The organism is Blautia sp. BIOML-A1, from assembly GCF_009883055.1.
In the GTDB taxonomy this organism is placed as follows: domain Bacteria; phylum Bacillota; class Clostridia; order Lachnospirales; family Lachnospiraceae; genus Blautia_A.
The window spans coordinates 101,208-118,643 of sequence record NZ_WWVR01000001.1 but is presented as its reverse complement, the minus strand read 5'-3'; the positions used below and the strand labels follow the sequence as shown (position 1 = coordinate 118,643).

Below are 17,436 nucleotides of genomic sequence, written 5' to 3'. Positions count from 1 at the left end.
CGAGTTCAGCATTTTCTGAATTGTACTTAGCAAAATTCTGTATATCCTGGTATCTCAGAAGTTCTGAAACGAAACACACACAGAAGATAATTCACAGGGTGTCCACTAAACAGAGTCTTTCTTAAATTTCCCATCACCGGGAATTCTTTATACAAACTGATTGAGTTCCGCATCGTACTCATAATCGATCGACGCGAGTTTCTTTATCAGGCTCTCTCCTGACAATTCCTTATCCTTAAGGAAATCATCAAGAGAGTCATAATAATCTCTGAGCTGTGTATTAACGTAACTCAACAGCATCACCGGATCCTTTGGTATCATAGCTGCCTCCTGCAATTTTCCTGTGACTGTCAGTTACATCCACAGTCACATCTATTTTGTATTGATCACAAACTCACCGTCTTTGACATCCAGCACAAGCGTATCGCCCTGATGTACATCACCGGAAAGAATCTTCTTGGCTGCAAGTGTTTCCACATAGTTCTGCAGATAACGTTTCAGCGGACGTGCTCCATATACCGGATCATATCCATTTTCAATTACCTGAGTTCTTGCCGCATCAGTCAGTTCCAGGGAAAGCTCCTGATCTGCCAGACGGTCGCTGAGTTCTTTGACCATAAGGTCGACTATGCCACCAATGTTCTCTTTTGTCAATGGTTTGAACATAATAATTTCATCCAGACGGTTCAGAAACTCCGGACGGAAATGTCCACGCAGGTCATTCATAACCTGCTCCTGAGCCTCCGGTTTGATCTCACCCTTCTCATCAATACCATCAAGAAGATATGGCGAACCAATATTGGAAGTCATGATCAGAATCGTGTTCTTGAAGTCTACCGTTCTGCCCTGAGAATCTGTGATACGTCCGTCATCCAACACCTGAAGAAGTACATTAAATACATCCGGATGCGCCTTCTCAATCTCATCAAACAGAACAACGCTGTATGGTTTACGACGAACAGCCTCTGTAAGCTGACCGCCTTCTTCGTATCCTACATATCCCGGAGGCGCTCCGATCAGACGAGATACAGAATATTTCTCCATGTACTCACTCATATCGATTCGTACCATATTCTGCTCATCATCAAACAGAGTTGCTGCCAGTGTCTTGGCAAGTTCTGTCTTACCAACACCGGTAGGTCCAAGGAACAGGAAAGATCCAATCGGTTTGGACGGGTCTTTGATTCCTGCTTTGGAACGAAGGATTGCATCTGTAACAAGACGTACACCTTCATCCTGTCCGATCACACGTTTATGCAGTTCATCCTCCAGACCAAGAAGTTTCGTTCTCTCACCTTCAGTCAGTTTCGTTACCGGAATACCTGTCCAACGGGAGATAATCCTTGCAATCTCATCATCTGTGACAGCTTCATGTACCAGACTGCGGTCACTTTCTTTGACCTGTCTTTCCTCTATCTCCAGCTGTTTCTGGAGTTTCGGCAGTTCACCATACTGCAGCTCAGCTGCTTTTTCCAGATCGTAATTCTGTTTTGCTTTCTGGATCTGTTTATTGATATCCTCGATCTGCTCACGTAATTTCTGGAGTTTCTCTACGGAATGTTTCTCATTGTCCCACTGTGCTTTCTGAGTATTAAAGGTATCACGCATCTCTGCAAGCTCTTTCTGCAGATCTGCAAGACGCTCCTTGCTCAGATTGTCTGTTTCTTTCTTAAGAGCAGATTCCTCAATCTCAAGCTGCATGATCTTACGTCTCTGCTCATCCAGTTCTGTCGGCATGGAATCCAGTTCGGTCTTGATCAGGGCACAAGCCTCATCTACCAGGTCGATTGCCTTATCCGGCAGGAACCTGTCTGTGATATATCTGTGTGAAAGTGTAGCTGCTGCTACCAGTGCGCTGTCTGTAATCTTGACACCATGGAAGACTTCATATCTTTCCTTCAGTCCACGAAGGATGGAAATCGTATCTTCTACCGTTGGCTCATCGACCATAACCGGCTGGAAACGACGTGCCAGTGCGGCATCTTTCTCGATGTACTGCCGGTACTCGTCCAGTGTGGTTGCACCAATACAATGCAGTTCACCTCTGGCAAGCATAGGTTTCAGCATATTACCTGCATCCATCGCACCGTCTGTCTTACCGGCTCCGACGATCAGGTGAAGCTCATCGATGAAGAGGATAATCTCTCCTTCACTTTTCTTCACTTCTTCGAGGACTGCTTTGAGACGTTCCTCAAATTCACCACGATACTTGGCACCTGCAACCAGTGCTCCCATATCCAACGCAAAAATTTTCTTATTCTTAAGGCCTTCCGGAACATCGCCGGCAACGATTCGCTGTGCCAGTCCTTCGATGGCTGCTGTCTTACCAACACCAGGTTCACCGATCAGCACCGGGTTATTCTTGGTCTTACGAGAAAGGATACGGATGATATTGCGAATCTCCGCATCTCGTCCGATGACCGGATCCAGTTTCTGGTTTCTCGCCTTCTCGACAAGATCTTCACCGTATTTGTTCAGGGTATCGTAAGTTGCTTCCGGGTTGTCGCTGACAACTCTCTGGTTGCCTCTCACGGTAGAAAGTGCCTGAAGAAATCTTTCTCTGGTGATACCGAATTCATTAAAGATCTTCTTCATACTCGGACTCGGCTGTGTCAGAAGAGACAGAAACAGATGCTCAACAGAAACATATTCATCTCCCATTGCCTTCGCTTCGTTCTCTGCATTTACAAGAGATTTGTTCAGATACTGTCCAAATCTCAGATCACCGCCGGATACTTTTACCTTAGCATCCAATGCTTTCTTTACTACGTTGATAAAATATTCTTTATTGATATCCATCTTCTCAATCAGTTTGAGAATCAGGCTGTCCTCCTGTGTTAACAGTGCATACAAAAGATGCTCCTGCTCTACTTCCTGGTTGCCATACTCATAAGCAACCTTCTCAAGGTCCTGAACAGCCTGTACAGATTTCTGAGTAAATTTACTGATATTCATAGGCTCTCCTCCTCTATATCGTAGGAAAAGGATACCGAAATTTCTTTCCGTACCCTTTGGGTTATCTTTGTTATGCTTGTACTATAACACATATTGTTAGCACTGTAAAGAGGTGAGTGCTAATTATTTGTGAATATTTTGTGAACACAAAAACAGAGCCGACAATCCCTAACAGACTGTCAGCCCTACTTTCATCTACGCATATTCACATTAACTATTACCTTATTTCGTCAGAATCCTGTAATTCTCTTCCTTGTCATAATCCTTATGGATTCCGTCATCTTCATACAGAGTATAGCTGCTGCCTTCGTATCCAAGCATCTTAAGGTGCTCTGTATCAATATCCTTCACGCACTCTGCCACTTCTGCGATTGGGATGCATTTGCCACTTCGGATGAAGAGCGGTACTTCGTTGAGTGCCACGTCTACATAGTGAACTCCTTTTGCGAGGATTTCTTCGGAAATGGTTCCGTCTGGCAGGAACTTGATGAATTTCATTGGACGAGACGTTCCGCTTGTTGAATAGACAGCGGGGTCAGTAGCCGTCCGTAAAAAGAAAAAGCTACTGATACAACTGATATGGTGTTGTTCAAATGAAGGGGTAACGCCCTGAAGGGACACACGTAAACTCCCTACAGCGTGATAGTTGTGCAAAAGCTATCGGGTTGTCAAAAGTTAGGGTGAAGAGCAAAAAGCAGGTCCTAACAGGTAAGGCTGAGGAAAGATTCACAGAGGTGTGGGTTGCCTGTGATTATGTAGTGAAGCTGTATATGGTGAGTATCCACGGAAGTGGGGACGAACTGACGATTTAAAGAGTCTAAAATTCGAATGCGTTGAAAAGCGCATGCCAACGGTTTGGCGCTGATTACCGAAAAGTAACTGGGTGGAAGTGAAAGTCGGAGCATTGTTACAGGCAATGGAAATTAGCAGGCTCAAAGGAGGCACCTAAGTACAGTATATTGCACCATATTGGAACGTCGAAAGCAACGAACAGTGAGCAGTTGCACATGCTATGACCTGTTGGTAAGGAAAGCACACTGTATAACTTACCTTTATCGTTGTGAGAGCGGAGGCACGAGCGATGAAGCTCCTGTAATGGGAGTGGAGCAATAGCCTCTAGTGGGACGACTGGTCTGTCTGCCAGTCGACAAAACAAGTTTAATAAAGTAATGCAGTTAATATTCATAGGTTCGAGTATGACTAAGAGAAACAAGTCTTGCGAGAGTGAGGTGATGTTGACTATGCAAAGAAAGGAATTGTTAAAGAAAAGTGCTATCCGTCATGCTGAGTATTACGGCATGGTCGAAGTACAGGATGCATTATATGCGGATAGTGCGAACAAAAAGATTTTCACGGATCTGATAAGTATTATCGGTTCAGATGCCAATATCAAAATGGCATATCGTAATCTCAAATCAAACAAAGGAAGCAACACGCCCGGTGTCGACGGTAAGACCTTTAAGGACTTAGCTGAGATGTCAGAGGAAGCATTGGTTCGATGCGTTAGGGACAAAATCCTTAACTATCAACCCAAAGCGGTCAGAAGGGTGTATATCCCAAAGCCGAATGGAAAAATGCGACCATTAGGAATTCCTACTGTAATAGATAGGATTGTACAACAAAGCGTATTGCAGGTTATGGAGCCTATATGCGAAGCCAAGTTTTATCGGCACAGCTATGGTTTCAGACCGAATCGTAGCACTAAGAATGCCGTTGCCGTGTGTTACAAACTGGCGCAGGTGGACGGATTCCACTATGTAGTTGATGTAGATATCAAGGGATTCTTTGATAACGTTGACCATGGGAAGCTACTGAAACAGATATGGACGTTGGGAATTCGGGATAAAAGGCTGATTTCCTTGATAGGAAAGATGCTGAAAGCCCCCATTGAAGAAAACGGGGTTAGAACGGTACCCGATAAAGGCACGCCTCAGGGTGGTGTACTTAGTCCATTACTGGCAAATATTGTTCTGAATGAGCTTGACTGGTGGATAGCCAGTCAATGGGAGGAAATGCCTGCAAAGCATCCTCTGAAAAGCGATATTTATATGAACAAAAATGGCACTCCGAATAAAGGAAACCTGTACAAGAAGTTGCGACAGTCCCGCTTGAAAGAGTGTCACATAGTGAGATATGCGGATGATTTCAAGATATTTTGCAAGTCGTATTCTGACGCTGTCAAGCTGAAGCATGCGGTCGAGCAATGGCTGATGGACAGACTAAAGCTGGAAACCTCTCCAGATAAGTCACGAATTACGAATCTTACCAAAGGCTACAGCGACTTCCTCGGCATAAAATTTAAGCTTTACAAGAAGGGAAAGAAATGGTCTATCAAGTCTCATATGACCGACAAAGCCATCAATTCTCAACAAGCGAAGTTGAAAAATGCCATGGCTCAAGCCTGTAAATCTCATGAGAGTGAACAATCACAGCACGATGACCTCATCAGATACAACCAAGCAGTTATTGGTATGCACCAGTACTATAACATGGCTACCATGATAAATGCGGATGTTCACAGACTGTTCCCGTCGATTGATATAACCATGAAGACGAGACTGAACAGTCGTGCAGACCTCTCCAAGGAAAGACCACCGACATTGAAAGGTGCAATGGACGAATATTTCTATCAGAAGTATGGGGAGTCGAAGCAGGTTAGATATATCAATGGAATGATTGTTGTTCCTGTAGCTTACTGCAGAACGCAGAATCCGATGTTCTTCCAAGTGGACACCAATCGTTACACCCCACAGGGACGTGAACGTATTCACCGCATGCTTGCTAAATCTAAATACGGAGAAACGCTGTTGAAGTTAAGCAGAGACAACGATACGAAACATAGTATCGAATTTTGTGATAACCGCCTGTCACGATTTGTGGCATCTAAAGGTAAGTGTGAACTCTCAAAGGTGTCCCTTGCGTTTGAGGATGTGGAGTGCATATATCTTAATCCACCAAGCCAAGGTGGTACGGATGAATATGCCAACCTCAGAATCGTTCACAAGGATATAAAGCGCCTTATCTATTCTACTGACGTGAAAATCATCAAGTCCCTCATTGATTTATTCGATTGCAGGGCACCTGCCAAGATTGCCAAGCTTAACAAATGGAGAGCCAAAGCAGGATTGGAAGCAGTTAACCTTATAACAATTAACCAGACTTTGAAGTAACTGTATTAGCAATAAAGACTTATCCCATGGAACGCCGTGTGCAATGAAAGTTGCTTGCACGGTGTGGGCCGGGGCGAAAGACCCGCAAGGGTCTGACCTATCGGCATTCTTCCGGCAGGTAAACGTAGCGTCCTCTTGCATTCTGCTCGTAGACCGGTGCGATCATGATCTCGTTTCCGAGGATGAGCTGGTCTTCTACGCGAATCGCCATCTTGTCATCCGGATAAACGAAGCCGAGCGGTTTGAAGTACATGTCATCGTTCAGTGCAGCTTTCATGTACTCGCTGTACAGATACGGTACGAGACGGTATCTGGTATTAATGACATTTCGGAAATCCTCGATGTTTTCGAACTGGTAGCATTCCTGCTCTCTGGTTCCTTCTGCCGCATGATTACGCATTAACGGGGTGAATACACCCAAAGCAAGGAAACGGAGCACCAGATCTCTGGTTGTATCTGCGCCAAATCCGCCAAGGTCGGCACCTGTGTACATGAATCCACACATATTCAGAGATGGCATCATCTTCAGATTAAGAAGGATGTGTGACCACCAGGATTTATTGTCACCGGTCCAGATTCCACCGTAACGGTGCATTCCGATATAGGAAGATCTGGAGAACATCAGGAAACGTTTTTCCGGATCAATACGCTCAAAGGCTTCCCCTGCTGCTCTTGTCATGTTGTAGCCAAAAAGGTTATGCACTTTGTCGTGACGGATTTTTTTGCCATCCACATTGTGGTAAAATCTTCTGTAATCCTCCGGATTGTTTGCAATGCCCTTCATCTTTGCCTGCATATCCCACGGATGGACCCTGCCTTCTGTGTCTTTTGCAAACTCTCCGGCAAGTTCTTTTGCTTCTTTAAGTCCTTCAGAGGAATAAAAGATTGCCGGCTCGTTCATATCGTTCCAGAAGCCTTCAATTCCCTGTTCAATAAGGAAACGATATTTGTCTCCGAACCACTTTCTGGCATCCTTATTCAGCATATCCGGGAAGTGGGTATCTCCCGGCCACACGGCTGCAACGAAATCACTTCCGTCCTCTCTCTTGCAGAAATAGTTGTTTCTGACGCCTTCCTCGTAAACATCGTATCCCGGTTCGACCTTGACTCCGGCATCGATGATTGGAATCAGACGAAGATCCTGGTCCTTCATTTCCTGTACAAATTCCGGAAAATCCGGGAAGTTTTCTTCGCTCAGTGTGAAATCCTTAAAAGACTGCATATAATCAATATCCATGTAGATCATATCGATCGGGATGTGATTCTCGCGATATCCTTTTGCAACAGTGCGGAAATCTTCCTTTGTGGTGTAACCCCAGCGGCTCTGTCCGAAACCAAAAGCAAACTTTGGCGGGATGTAGCTGCGCCCGATCACATGACGAAACTGTTTTACGATATCATAAGCATTTTCGCCCTCGATCACGTAAATATCCAGATCTACATTTTCGCAGGATACTTTAAGGGTATCCATTCTGGTATATCCGATGTCAAAGGTCAGTTTTGACGGATAGTCAAAAAATAATCCAAACGTCGTCTTGCCGCTCACGATAATGAAGTTGTGAGCTCCGTACAGAGAACGCTTGTCCTCTGTATGCTCCGGATCATCTGTGCAGTTGCTGATGTAGCAGTAGCCTCTTTTGTTAATTCCGCGGTTGGATTCACCCAGGCCATAGACGATATCATCTTCGTCCATGATATAAGTAAAAGCAAATCCCTCTTCCTGACTGATTTCTCCATATGGAAAAACGCCCTCAGTTGTTTCAATTTTTTCGGTCAGTGCCTCCGTGTCAAACGGAGTTCCATATCTGTATTTTCTGATCATCTCTGTGTTACCTCTTATTTATATAATACAAATGCCTCATATGGTTTCAAAACAATTTTACCTTCAAATACAGTTCTGTCAAGATTTGTGATCAGGCATTCTGCACCTTTGAATTCTTCCGGAATCTCCATCTCTGCATTTCTTTCACTGAAATTGCAGACTGTCAGAAGTTTTTCCTGATCCAGTTTTCTTGTGTAAACAAAAATCTGCTCGTCGTCACGGTAGAGCGGTTCAAACTCACCATAAACGATGATGTCTTTTTCTTTACGCAGGCTGATCAGTTTCTGATAGTAATGGAAAATAGAGTTCGGATCTTTGAGCTGCTGCGCCGCATTGATCTCTTTATAGTTCGGGTTCACTTTGATCCAGGACTCGCCATCTGTAAATCCGGCCTGTTCTGAATCATCCCACTGCATAGGGGTTCTCGCATTGTCACGGCTTCTCAGCATCAGACATTTCATCATGTATTCCGGAGTCATAAGTCCTGATTCCGTAAGTTCTGTAAAGAAATTGATACTCTCAATATCACGATAGTCTTCCAGTTTATCGAAGTAGACATTTGTCATACCAAGCTCTTCACCCTGATATACATACGGCGTTCCCTGCATCATATGAAGACAGGTTGCCAGCATTTTTGCGGAAGTCTCTCTGTATGCCGGATTGTCATTTCCAAATCGGCTGACACTTCTCGGCTGATCATGATTTCCAAGAAACAGGCTGTTCCATGCTTTGCCCTGAAGTTCTTCCTGCCATTTGATCATGATGCGCTTGAACTCTTTGAAATCATATTTCTCAGTTGTCCACTTTCCGTAATCACCGCTTCCATTATCCACATGCTCAAACTGAAATACCATATTCAGTTCTTTTCCGGCTTCTCCCGCATATTTCTGTGCCTCTTCGATAGTAACTCCTGAAGTTTCACCAACTGTCATGATATCATATCTGGAAAGTACTTCTCTGTTCATTTCCTGAAGAAATTCATGAACCCTCGGACCATGTACGCAATATGGTCCAAAATCGCCATAGAGGCTATTGTTCATTTCTCCGTCCGGAAATGCCTGATCTTTGGAAATCATACTGATAACATCCATACGGAAGCCATCGATTCCTTTTTCACACCAAAATGTCATCATATCATAAACTTCCTGACGTACTTTCTCGTTTTCCCAGTTGAGATCCGGCTGTTTCTTTGAGAACAGATGCAGGTAATACATCTGGGTCTGCGCATCATATTCCCATGCAGAACCGCCAAATGCACCGCCCCAGTTGTTTGGTTCTTTTCCATTGACAGGATCTTTCCAGATATAATAATCACGGTACGGATTGTCTTTGGACTTGCGACTCTCAATGAACCAGTTGTGTTCATCAGAAGTGTGGTTGACTACGAGATCCATCAGGATCTTGATGCCACGTTTATGTGCCTCGGCAAGCAGTTCTTCGTAATCCTCCATTGTTCCGTAGTCTTTATAAATCTTCTGATAATCTGAAATATCGTAACCATTGTCATCCTGTGGAGACTCAAGCATAGGAGAAATCCACAGCACATTTACGCCAAGTTCTTTCAGATAATCAAGTTTCTGTATGATTCCTCTGATATCTCCAATGCCATCTCCATTGCTGTCATTAAAACTTTTCGGATATATTTGATATACGACGCTTTCTTTCCACCATTTTTTCTCCATGCTATTTGAGCCTCCTGTTTCTTATGATTTTATTCACCAATATTTTAGAATTACTTCGCTGTGGCACAAATCCTGTAACTCTGAACATTTACTCCTTACATCATCATTTGACTGCTCCGGCAACAACACCGTTCATGATCCATTTCTGACAGAAAAGATATACAAGCAGTACAGGAATAAGTACCAGCAGGTAAGACGCGAACGCCAGGTTGAAACACTACCCTGGACACGTCTGTCCTGTTCCCTTTTGGTGACTTTATCATAACTCCTGTATCACTGGAAAATCAACAGGTTTCTCGAGAAACTTAAATTTTATCCAAAGTTTGCGAGGCGTTTTTATGCATTTTACACAAAGCTTTTCTCTTTACTTTCTATCTATGAGTGAAAAAAAGAAAGATCCTGTCATTCCCTGACAGAATCCCTCTTTACCAGATAAACCGGACTTTTTATATTTAATTCTTCCAGCCTTTCTCCCTGGATCAGTTTCATCAGACATTTCAATGCCACATGTGCTTTTTGTCGGACATCCTGATGAACAGTTGTCAGTTTCGGGCGAACCATGCTCGCATATATGCTGTCATCATAACCTGTAATAGATATCTGATCCGGAATCCTGATTCCCTTATCAAAAAAGAAATTCATCGCCTCAATTGCATCATAATCTGAAGAAAAAGCCAGTGCTCTGGCTTCAAGAAATCGCGGAAGAAGTTCTCCGTATTTCCTGAGACGTAAATGTTTTTCACCCGGAACAACTATATATCGGGAACGACTGCAGAATTTTCCCCGCTTTTCCATCGCCTGTTTGAATCCCATCCATCGATAGTAATCAGTATCTTTATCTGTCTCCGCAACAAACAGAGCTTTCTCATATCCACGGGAATAGAGATATTCTCCTATCTGATATCCTCCCGAGTAATCATCTACACCGACATTTGGAAAGGTATAGGCACCTTCGGGGTAAGTATCGATCATAATCATCTTTTTATTCAGCTTCCGGGAAAGTCTGCGATACTGTTCTTCATTATATCCAAGGATGATCAGCCCCTCGACATTCCATTTTGAAGCAATGTCCACTACGTTCTGGATATTTTCGCCGCCGATGAGCATAACGTAATAACCTTTTTCTTCAGTTTCCATCTGAATGGTTCCAACGAGTTCGCCCACAAACGGATCCTGAAGGGACTGCATGCCATGTGCATAATGAAATCCAAGTACTACACCTATGATTCTGGAGCCATGACCGGATAGCATCACGGATCCCATATGAGGAACATAGTTCTGTTCTTTAAGGATTGCCGTGATTTTATCAATCGTTTCCTGGGAAACTCTCTTGGTATTGCCGTTTATCACATTTGATACGGTGGTGCGGCTGACGCCTGCCATTTCTGCGATATCCTGAAGACGAATCATCTGTTGTTCAAACTCCTTTTATATCTTATATACTACGATATTATCAGTTTAGGATCCCGATGGAATGCGTACGATCAACTTCTGCCCATCTTTTTCTGCCGACACCAGCACCGGGATATGCTTTTTACGCAGTGCATGTACAATTGGATATGCTGCAAACAGATTTTCTCCGACAAAAACGGCTTCTGGTTTGTATTTCAGAATCTGTTTTACCTGCTCCTTGATTCTGGATTTCCACTCCTGTTTTTCCATGGCTGCCTCAGCGTAAATTCCCTGGATTTCAAGTTCAGGAATATCCGGGAAATCTATGCAAATAATTTCTGCTGCCTGCAATTTAGGGAGCTGATGGAGCAGTTCATCATATTCGATATCTCCGCCAAAGCTTACGATCACTGGTTTTTCCTGAAATTGTTCCATGCTGAGCTTACATGCCTGTACTGCATCCGCAAGTTCTCCGGTTGTCATAAGAAATCCGCCTTTGTGGCAGAAATTTGCTGTTTTAAGACCGGTCACTGCTTTAAGTTCTTCATTTTCGAGACCAAGCCATTCTGATGGGAAACTGCATTTATAATTCATGGCGTATTCTTTTTTCTGCGGCTGGATGCAGTAACCGCCTCTGTTGGACGGGAATACCACAAATGCAATTGGTGTCTCAGATAAGAATTTCTGGCAGGGAACAAACTCTGGAAGAATCAGAATTCGTGCATCCTCGCAGTGTTTTTCTCTGTCATGAAATGCCTGCATATGTCTTTCGTAGATTTCTTCTACTCGTTTGTCTGCACGCTCGTTTCCTCTATAACGGTCGAATTTGTTTTCCAGGATCATTCCGGCAACACTGACTGCCTGGAAAAAGGCTTCGTCGTTGCTTCCTTCGGCATCCCAGGTTGGATTAAAGTTCCCGATCAGTGAAGCTAGCTCGTTTTTCTCACCGGTGTTATCGTTGTTATCCAGTGGCTGCACAAAGGATTCATCAAATTTCTGTGCCAGTTCTTTGCCAAGGATTTCTACTCCAAGTTCCTCCCAGAGAAGGCCAAATGCAGCATATACAATACCGTTCTCTCGAACTCTGCTGTCCTTCTGGTGATGATCGTATCTGCCTCTGCCGATATCAAATACGATACCGTCAAAATCTTCTGGCACGCGGTTGCCGCGTATGATCGTGATCTCCGGGTTTAAATATAATAATAACGCAGCAGAAAACACATCATCTGCGTGGAATTTACCGCTGTGGGTAAAAGCAGTGGCGTTTTGCTGATGGATTTTATCTAGTAAGTTGTTCATGTAAGTACTCCTTTAATACATCCAATATCTATTTTTAAGCTGCCAATGCATTGGCTGTGAACTGTTCTTTTCCCACAGGGCTTTCCATTACAAATCCCCGTGAAACTTCATTTTGAACAGTATAGCACGATAAGGTAAACATGTCATGAATTTTTCTGCCCACCTCCCCCATTTGACAGCCCACCCGTATTGTGCTTTAATAGAATTATCAAAAAAATCCGGAGGTGTTGCATATGGGACTTATTATGATGAGCTACATGATGGTATTAGGCGGTATCTATCTGATCTTTGCACTTGCCTGGTGGATATTGCAGATCATAGCAAACTGGAATATTTTTACCAAGGCCGGGGAGGCCGGATGGAAAAGCATTATTCCGATCTACGGTGATTATGTTTCTTACAAGATCGCATGGCAGACATCTTATTTCTGGCTGAGCTTTATCCTTGGGATTGTGGTTTCCTGTATATCAGAAGCCGATCCAGCTGGAGATAATATGCTTCTTATGCTGATTGTTGCACTGCTCAGAATTATAATCGCCGTTATCAGCATCATGTATTGTGTAAAACTGTCAAGAGCCTTTGGCCGCGGGATTGGTTTTGCAATTGGTCTTATTTTTTTACAGCCGATTTTTTTACTGATTCTTGGCTTCGGTGCTGACCAGTACTACGGTGCTGATAAATAACTCATATAAATGAATGAAGATATCTATGGTTTCTCCCAGATGTCTTCATTTTTTATTTGCTCAGAATTCGCTCTGCTTTTATCGTCCAGCACATCTTGGTCAATCTGGCACGTCCGTTCTGGGCACATTCCTGTGCAGATGGACGTACGACATCTCTGGCATAAAGGAATTATCATCATGGCAAACAATGCGACTTTCTATAATGTACGCGAAGTTTTTGCCGTTCTGGACGGAACTCTTGCCAGACTCGGCGTTCCGCTTAAAGCAAGTATGGAAAAAATCTTCTGTGAGAACATGAGATAATAATTTCCGTAAATTCTATTTTCTTTTCCAGTTTGTAAAAATATCTGAGGATTCTTTCAGGAAATCATAGGAAATCTGTATTTCATCCTCTGCCACGGTTTTGTCATCATCCATGATCGGGGATGGGTTGCAGCCTCCTGCTGTCTGTCCGACCTGATCCATCGTAAAGGAATTACCGCAGTTCTGGCAGACCAGCGTATCGCCTTCCTGCTTGTAATAGCCATTGCCGGAATCATAACAGATCTGGCAGGTATTGAATGCGGTACGGATGTTCCCCTCTGAATCCTTTACCGCGATCACTTCCATCTCTGTTCCATCTACTTCAATTGGATAAAACGCTGCATCTTCGGAAAGATCATCTGTTTTAATGACCAGACTGTCACCTTTTTCTATTTTTGCTGTTTCTTCTTTGTTTTCTTTATTCCCTGTTGTTTTTGTTGTCTTTTTCTCTGCTTTCTTTGTGGTACTGGAGGCTGCTGCCATTACATTTACTACGCTTCCATATTCTGCTGCTGTTGTTATTAACATAGCTGCCATTACTGCTGTTATCATAAATTTTTTCATCGTTTTTTCCTCAACTTTCTACATAAATCTTTCCTGTGATCATTCCCATCCAGCAGGTGTAGGTGTAAGTTCCTGCTTTTTCCGGTGTAAATTCGATTACATTTTCGCCCTCGTCAAAAGCATACTGGATTCCCAGATCCTGCTGTATGATCATGTAATTGCATCCGTTGACACTTCCATCCGGAGCATCGACCGTCCATTTTACAGGCTCTCCTGCTTTAACCGTAATGTCCGGATAACTTCTACCCGGCTGTAAGGTACTGGTGACGTACTGCATTTCGTCTGTATTTGCGGATGCGTCTTCTGATGCTGTAGTTGTATCTGCTGCAGTTGTCGTCTCAGTTGTCTGATCTGGGTTCACAGTTGCTTCACTTGTTGTGGTATCTGCATCTGTATTCGTATTTTCTGCTATAAGTGTACCTGTAACTTTACCGTTCAGACCTGATAAGTTACCGCCCTGCACCATCATAGATAGTCCCATAACTACCACCAGAATCGCACCGACTTTCAGAACCTGCCTTGTGAACCGTTTTCCAAGTATGGATACTGCTGAACCGAATCCAAGCATCAGCGGGACAGTTCCCAGGCTGAAACAGAACATAGACAAAGCTCCTGCCATCGGATTTCCGGATGCCAGCGCAACGACCTGCATGGACTGCAGCGGGCCGCATGGCATGAAACCATTGCAAATCCCAATGAAAAATGGAGTTCTAGGCTTTCTGCCTGGTTTTTGTTTTGTGTTTTTATTGAAATTCGGGATGTGTATCGTCAGCTTTCTAAGCCCTGGAAAAATCCCGAGCATATTTATGCCCATCACTACCATGATAATTCCTGCAAATAATTTGAGCATTCCCTGAAAAAATGTGGATGTCTGTAAGCTGCTTCCAATCCCGGCCAATGCCCCGATTTCTCCCAGCACACCACCGATTACTGTATACGCGATCACACGCCCGGTGTTATATTCCAGGGTATTTCGGAACATGGCTCTTGAAATTTCTGTCGACGTATCTTTCCGTAATGTCTGAGACAAGTTGATTCCGCCGCACATGGCAATGCAATGGATGGAAGTGATTAGTCCGATCACAAACAGCATCCCATATCCCATCTCACTGTCCGCAAGAGAATCCGGCACAAGCCGGTTCAAAATCCCGAATCTCTGCAGCAGTAAAAACAGCACCGCAATAATTGCAATTTCCCGCACAGTATTCAGTATGACTTTCTTTTTTGAAATGTTCTGTGCCGATGCTTCGTAACCGAGATTTCCTATGATTTCTATGATCTGCTCCAGAGAAATCTTCGACGGGTCATAGGAAAATTCTGCCGTATCGGTTTCGTAACTGACGGAAATTTCTGTAATTCCACTTCGAGCATTCAATGCTGAGGCTATTCTGGTCTGGCAGTTGGTACAGGTCATTCCGCTGACATATAGTTTCTCATGTTTCATGATTTGTTTCCTTTCTGCAGCAGTATTACTGCTACCTTCAGTTACAACGCGTGAATTTGAATGAACTCCATAGCAGCAAAACAAAAGACTGTCACAATAAATTTTAGTTCTACTGTAACAGTCTCATTCAACATACTTTTATGATAGGTTAATTGTAATAATTATTCTCTTCGCTGTCAATGCTTTTAAAAAGCATTTCACAGAATCTTCATTTTTTATGTATAGAAAACTATTCTGCTTTCACTGCCCAGCGCATCTTGGTCGATCTGGCACGTCCGTTCTGAGCGCATTCCTGTGCGGATGGACGTACGACATCTCTGGCATAATCAGAATAGATTCCTGCCTTGTATCCGGCCTTGAGGGCTTTTTTGACCAGTTTATCCTCTCCGGAGTGAAATGTCAGGATTGCAACACGTCCGCCCGGATTAAGGGCATCCGGAAGTTTTTCCATAAATTCATAGAGCACTTCAAATTCACGGTTTACATCGATACGAAGTGCCTGGAAAACACGCTGGCAGGTCTTGCGGACGGTATCCTTCTTTTCTTTTTCCGGAAGGAAAAAAAGCGTCTTCTCTATGATCTCACGCAGTTTCGTAGTCGTATCTACACGATTCCCCTTGCGTATCTCATCTGTGATTGCTTTGGCGATTTCCTCACAGTATGGCTCATCGGAATTCTCATACAGCATTCCGGCAAGCTCTTCCCTGCTGATCTTGTCCAGCCGCTCCGCTGCACTGATTCCCTTTTCCTGATTCAGACGAAGATCCAGCGGTCCATCTGCACGGAATGAAAAACCTCTCTTTGGATTGTCGATCTGCATGGAAGACACGCCAAGGTCCGCGAGTATAAAATCAAAACCGCCTGCTTCTTTCGCAATCTCATCAATCGTGCAGAAATTCTGAAGCTTCACGGTCAGGATATCCTCCCCAAATCCCTGCTCCGCCAGACGCCTGCGGGTTTTGGCTGATTCTTCCGGATCTACATCCGTCGCATACATATGTCCCTCTCCATGCAGGCACTCCATCATTGCCTTCGTATGTCCGCCATATCCGAGAGTTGCATCAAATCCTGTCTCTCCAGGCTGGATTTTGAGGAAGTCCAGAATTTCCTGTACCATAATAGAAATGTGCATTCCGACCGGTGTATTTCCCTTACTGATGACATGCTCAATGGTATCCTTATATTTCTCCGGATTCAGTTCTTTGTATTTTTCCTCAAATTTGCGTGGATATTTTCCTTTATATCGTACTCTTCGTTTGTGTGTGGTCTGTGTTTCCTGTTCCATTAAAAATCATTCTCCTTATCTCTACAACTCCTGTTTATCATACCATGCAGTCTGAACCATCACAACCTGAAAATCTGTTTCCTCTGCATGGATATTGCTGTAATTTAAACTGTCCCCTTATTTTTTATCAAAACTGCCTCTTTATTCATGTACAGTTCTGTTGTAAAGTATACCCATCAAAAACATAGTTAAACGGGAGGTTTTATATCTGTTTCATAAAACAGATTCAGACTCTTACCTTCCAGGAAAGGAATTATCATCATGGCAAACACAAATGTACAGACAGCAGCAGGTGAACGGGAATTTTCTTCTTCCGTTCAGTTTCTTACCGTAACAGCAGTCTTCGTAGCACTGACTTACATCTTTACGGCATTCATCAACGTCCGTCTTCCGATTGCAGCAAACGGCGGACTGATCCATCTCGGAAACGTTCCCCTTTTCATTGGTGCGATCATCTTCGGTAAAAAGACCGGTGCGATTGCAGGTGGTGTCGGAATGGGACTTTTTGATCTGCTCTCCGGCTGGACTTTATGGGCTCCATTTACCCTTGTTATCGTCGGACTGATGGGATTTACTGTAGGTAAGCTTACCGAAGATGAAAAACATCAGAATTTCAAATGGTATGTGATCGCAATCGCAGCTGCATGTGTGATCAAGGTTGTTGGTTACTACATCGCAGAAGTTGTTATTTACGGGAACCCACTCTCACCGGTTGCTTCTATTCCGGGTAACCTGGTACAGATCGGTGTTGCAGCCGTAATTACACTCATCGTAATCGCACCACTGAATGTTGCAGCCAAAAAATCTGGTTTAAAAAAATAAAAATTTAAAAAGGAT

At 43.7% G+C, this 17,436-nt stretch carries 13 protein-coding genes and 2 pseudogenes; 4 read left to right on the top strand and 11 right to left on the bottom strand.

What is annotated here, in order from left to right; translation table 11 throughout:
* Positions 1 to 147: 147 nt before the first annotated feature.
* From GT674_RS00540 to GT674_RS00530, 3 genes and pseudogenes are all read right to left on the bottom strand, one after another.
* Complete coding sequence (locus GT674_RS00540; protein ID WP_161283878.1) at positions 148 to 321, bottom strand: DUF4250 domain-containing protein; 174 nt, start codon at positions 319 to 321, stop codon at positions 148 to 150.
* A 51-nt stretch (positions 322 to 372) separates the two neighbouring features.
* Entirely contained in the window at positions 373 to 2,955 is a 2,583-nt protein-coding gene (gene clpB, locus GT674_RS00535) for an ATP-dependent chaperone ClpB (RefSeq protein WP_161283877.1), read from the bottom strand.
* A 222-nt stretch (positions 2,956 to 3,177) separates the two neighbouring features.
* Positions 3,178 to 3,453: pseudogene (locus GT674_RS00530) on the bottom strand (TIM-barrel domain-containing protein); the annotation flags it as partial.
* 743 nt (positions 3,454 to 4,196) lie between these two features.
* Between GT674_RS00530 and ltrA the strand changes: the two are divergent.
* Positions 4,197 to 6,125, top strand: a complete 1,929-nt coding sequence (ltrA, locus tag GT674_RS00525; RefSeq protein ID WP_227163054.1) for a group II intron reverse transcriptase/maturase — start codon at positions 4,197 to 4,199, stop codon at positions 6,123 to 6,125.
* Positions 6,126 to 6,222: 97 nt separating this feature from the next.
* Here ltrA and GT674_RS00520 read toward each other — a convergent pair whose 3' ends face one another.
* The 5 genes and pseudogenes from GT674_RS00520 to GT674_RS00505 form a co-directional block, all read right to left on the bottom strand.
* Entirely contained in the window at positions 6,223 to 7,947 is a 1,725-nt protein-coding gene (locus GT674_RS00520) for a glycoside hydrolase family 31 protein (RefSeq protein WP_243149005.1), read from the bottom strand.
* A 14-nt stretch (positions 7,948 to 7,961) separates the two neighbouring features.
* Positions 7,962 to 9,629, bottom strand: a complete 1,668-nt coding sequence (locus GT674_RS00515; RefSeq protein WP_161283876.1) for a glycoside hydrolase family 13 protein — start codon at positions 9,627 to 9,629, stop codon at positions 7,962 to 7,964.
* 103 nt (positions 9,630 to 9,732) lie between these two features.
* A pseudogene (locus GT674_RS17870) lies at positions 9,733 to 9,843 on the bottom strand (carbohydrate ABC transporter permease); the annotation flags it as partial.
* Positions 9,844 to 10,031: 188 nt separating this feature from the next.
* Entirely contained in the window at positions 10,032 to 11,039 is a 1,008-nt protein-coding gene (locus GT674_RS00510) for a LacI family DNA-binding transcriptional regulator (RefSeq protein WP_161283875.1), read from the bottom strand.
* 48 nt (positions 11,040 to 11,087) lie between these two features.
* Positions 11,088 to 12,320 carry an MYG1 family protein gene (locus tag GT674_RS00505; RefSeq protein ID WP_161283874.1) on the bottom strand — a complete coding sequence of 411 codons (1,233 nt, stop codon included), beginning with the start codon at positions 12,318 to 12,320 and terminating at the stop codon, positions 11,088 to 11,090.
* Positions 12,321 to 12,553: 233 nt separating this feature from the next.
* Here GT674_RS00505 and GT674_RS00500 point away from each other — a divergent pair, with 233 nt between their 5' ends.
* Entirely contained in the window at positions 12,554 to 13,003 is a 450-nt protein-coding gene (locus GT674_RS00500) for a DUF5684 domain-containing protein (RefSeq protein ID WP_161283873.1), read from the top strand.
* Between the two features lie 177 nt (positions 13,004 to 13,180).
* The gene (locus GT674_RS17585) at positions 13,181 to 13,306 is read left to right on the top strand and encodes a hypothetical protein (RefSeq protein WP_264475281.1); all 126 of its coding nucleotides are present in this window, start codon (positions 13,181 to 13,183) and stop codon (positions 13,304 to 13,306) included.
* A gap of 15 nt (positions 13,307 to 13,321) precedes the next feature.
* Here the strand turns inward: GT674_RS17585 and GT674_RS00490 are convergent, their stop codons facing one another.
* The 3 genes from GT674_RS00490 to rsmH all read right to left on the bottom strand — a co-directional run bounded on the left by GT674_RS00490 (position 13,322) and on the right by rsmH (position 16,599).
* Positions 13,322 to 13,870 (bottom strand): DUF2318 domain-containing protein, encoded by a 549-nt coding sequence (locus GT674_RS00490; RefSeq protein WP_161283872.1) that lies wholly within the window; start codon positions 13,868 to 13,870, stop codon positions 13,322 to 13,324.
* Between the two features lie 10 nt (positions 13,871 to 13,880).
* Positions 13,881 to 15,314, bottom strand: a complete 1,434-nt coding sequence (locus GT674_RS00485; protein WP_161283871.1) for an urease accessory protein UreH domain-containing protein — start codon at positions 15,312 to 15,314, stop codon at positions 13,881 to 13,883.
* 229 nt (positions 15,315 to 15,543) lie between these two features.
* On the bottom strand, positions 15,544 to 16,599 hold the full coding sequence (gene rsmH / locus GT674_RS00480; RefSeq protein ID WP_161283870.1) for a 16S rRNA (cytosine(1402)-N(4))-methyltransferase RsmH: 1,056 nt from the start codon (positions 16,597 to 16,599) through the stop codon (positions 15,544 to 15,546).
* A gap of 261 nt (positions 16,600 to 16,860) precedes the next feature.
* Here rsmH and GT674_RS00475 point away from each other — a divergent pair, with 261 nt between their 5' ends.
* Positions 16,861 to 17,421 carry an ECF transporter S component gene (locus GT674_RS00475; protein WP_161283869.1) on the top strand — a complete coding sequence of 187 codons (561 nt, stop codon included), beginning with the start codon at positions 16,861 to 16,863 and terminating at the stop codon, positions 17,419 to 17,421.
* Positions 17,422 to 17,436: the final 15 nt, after the last annotated feature.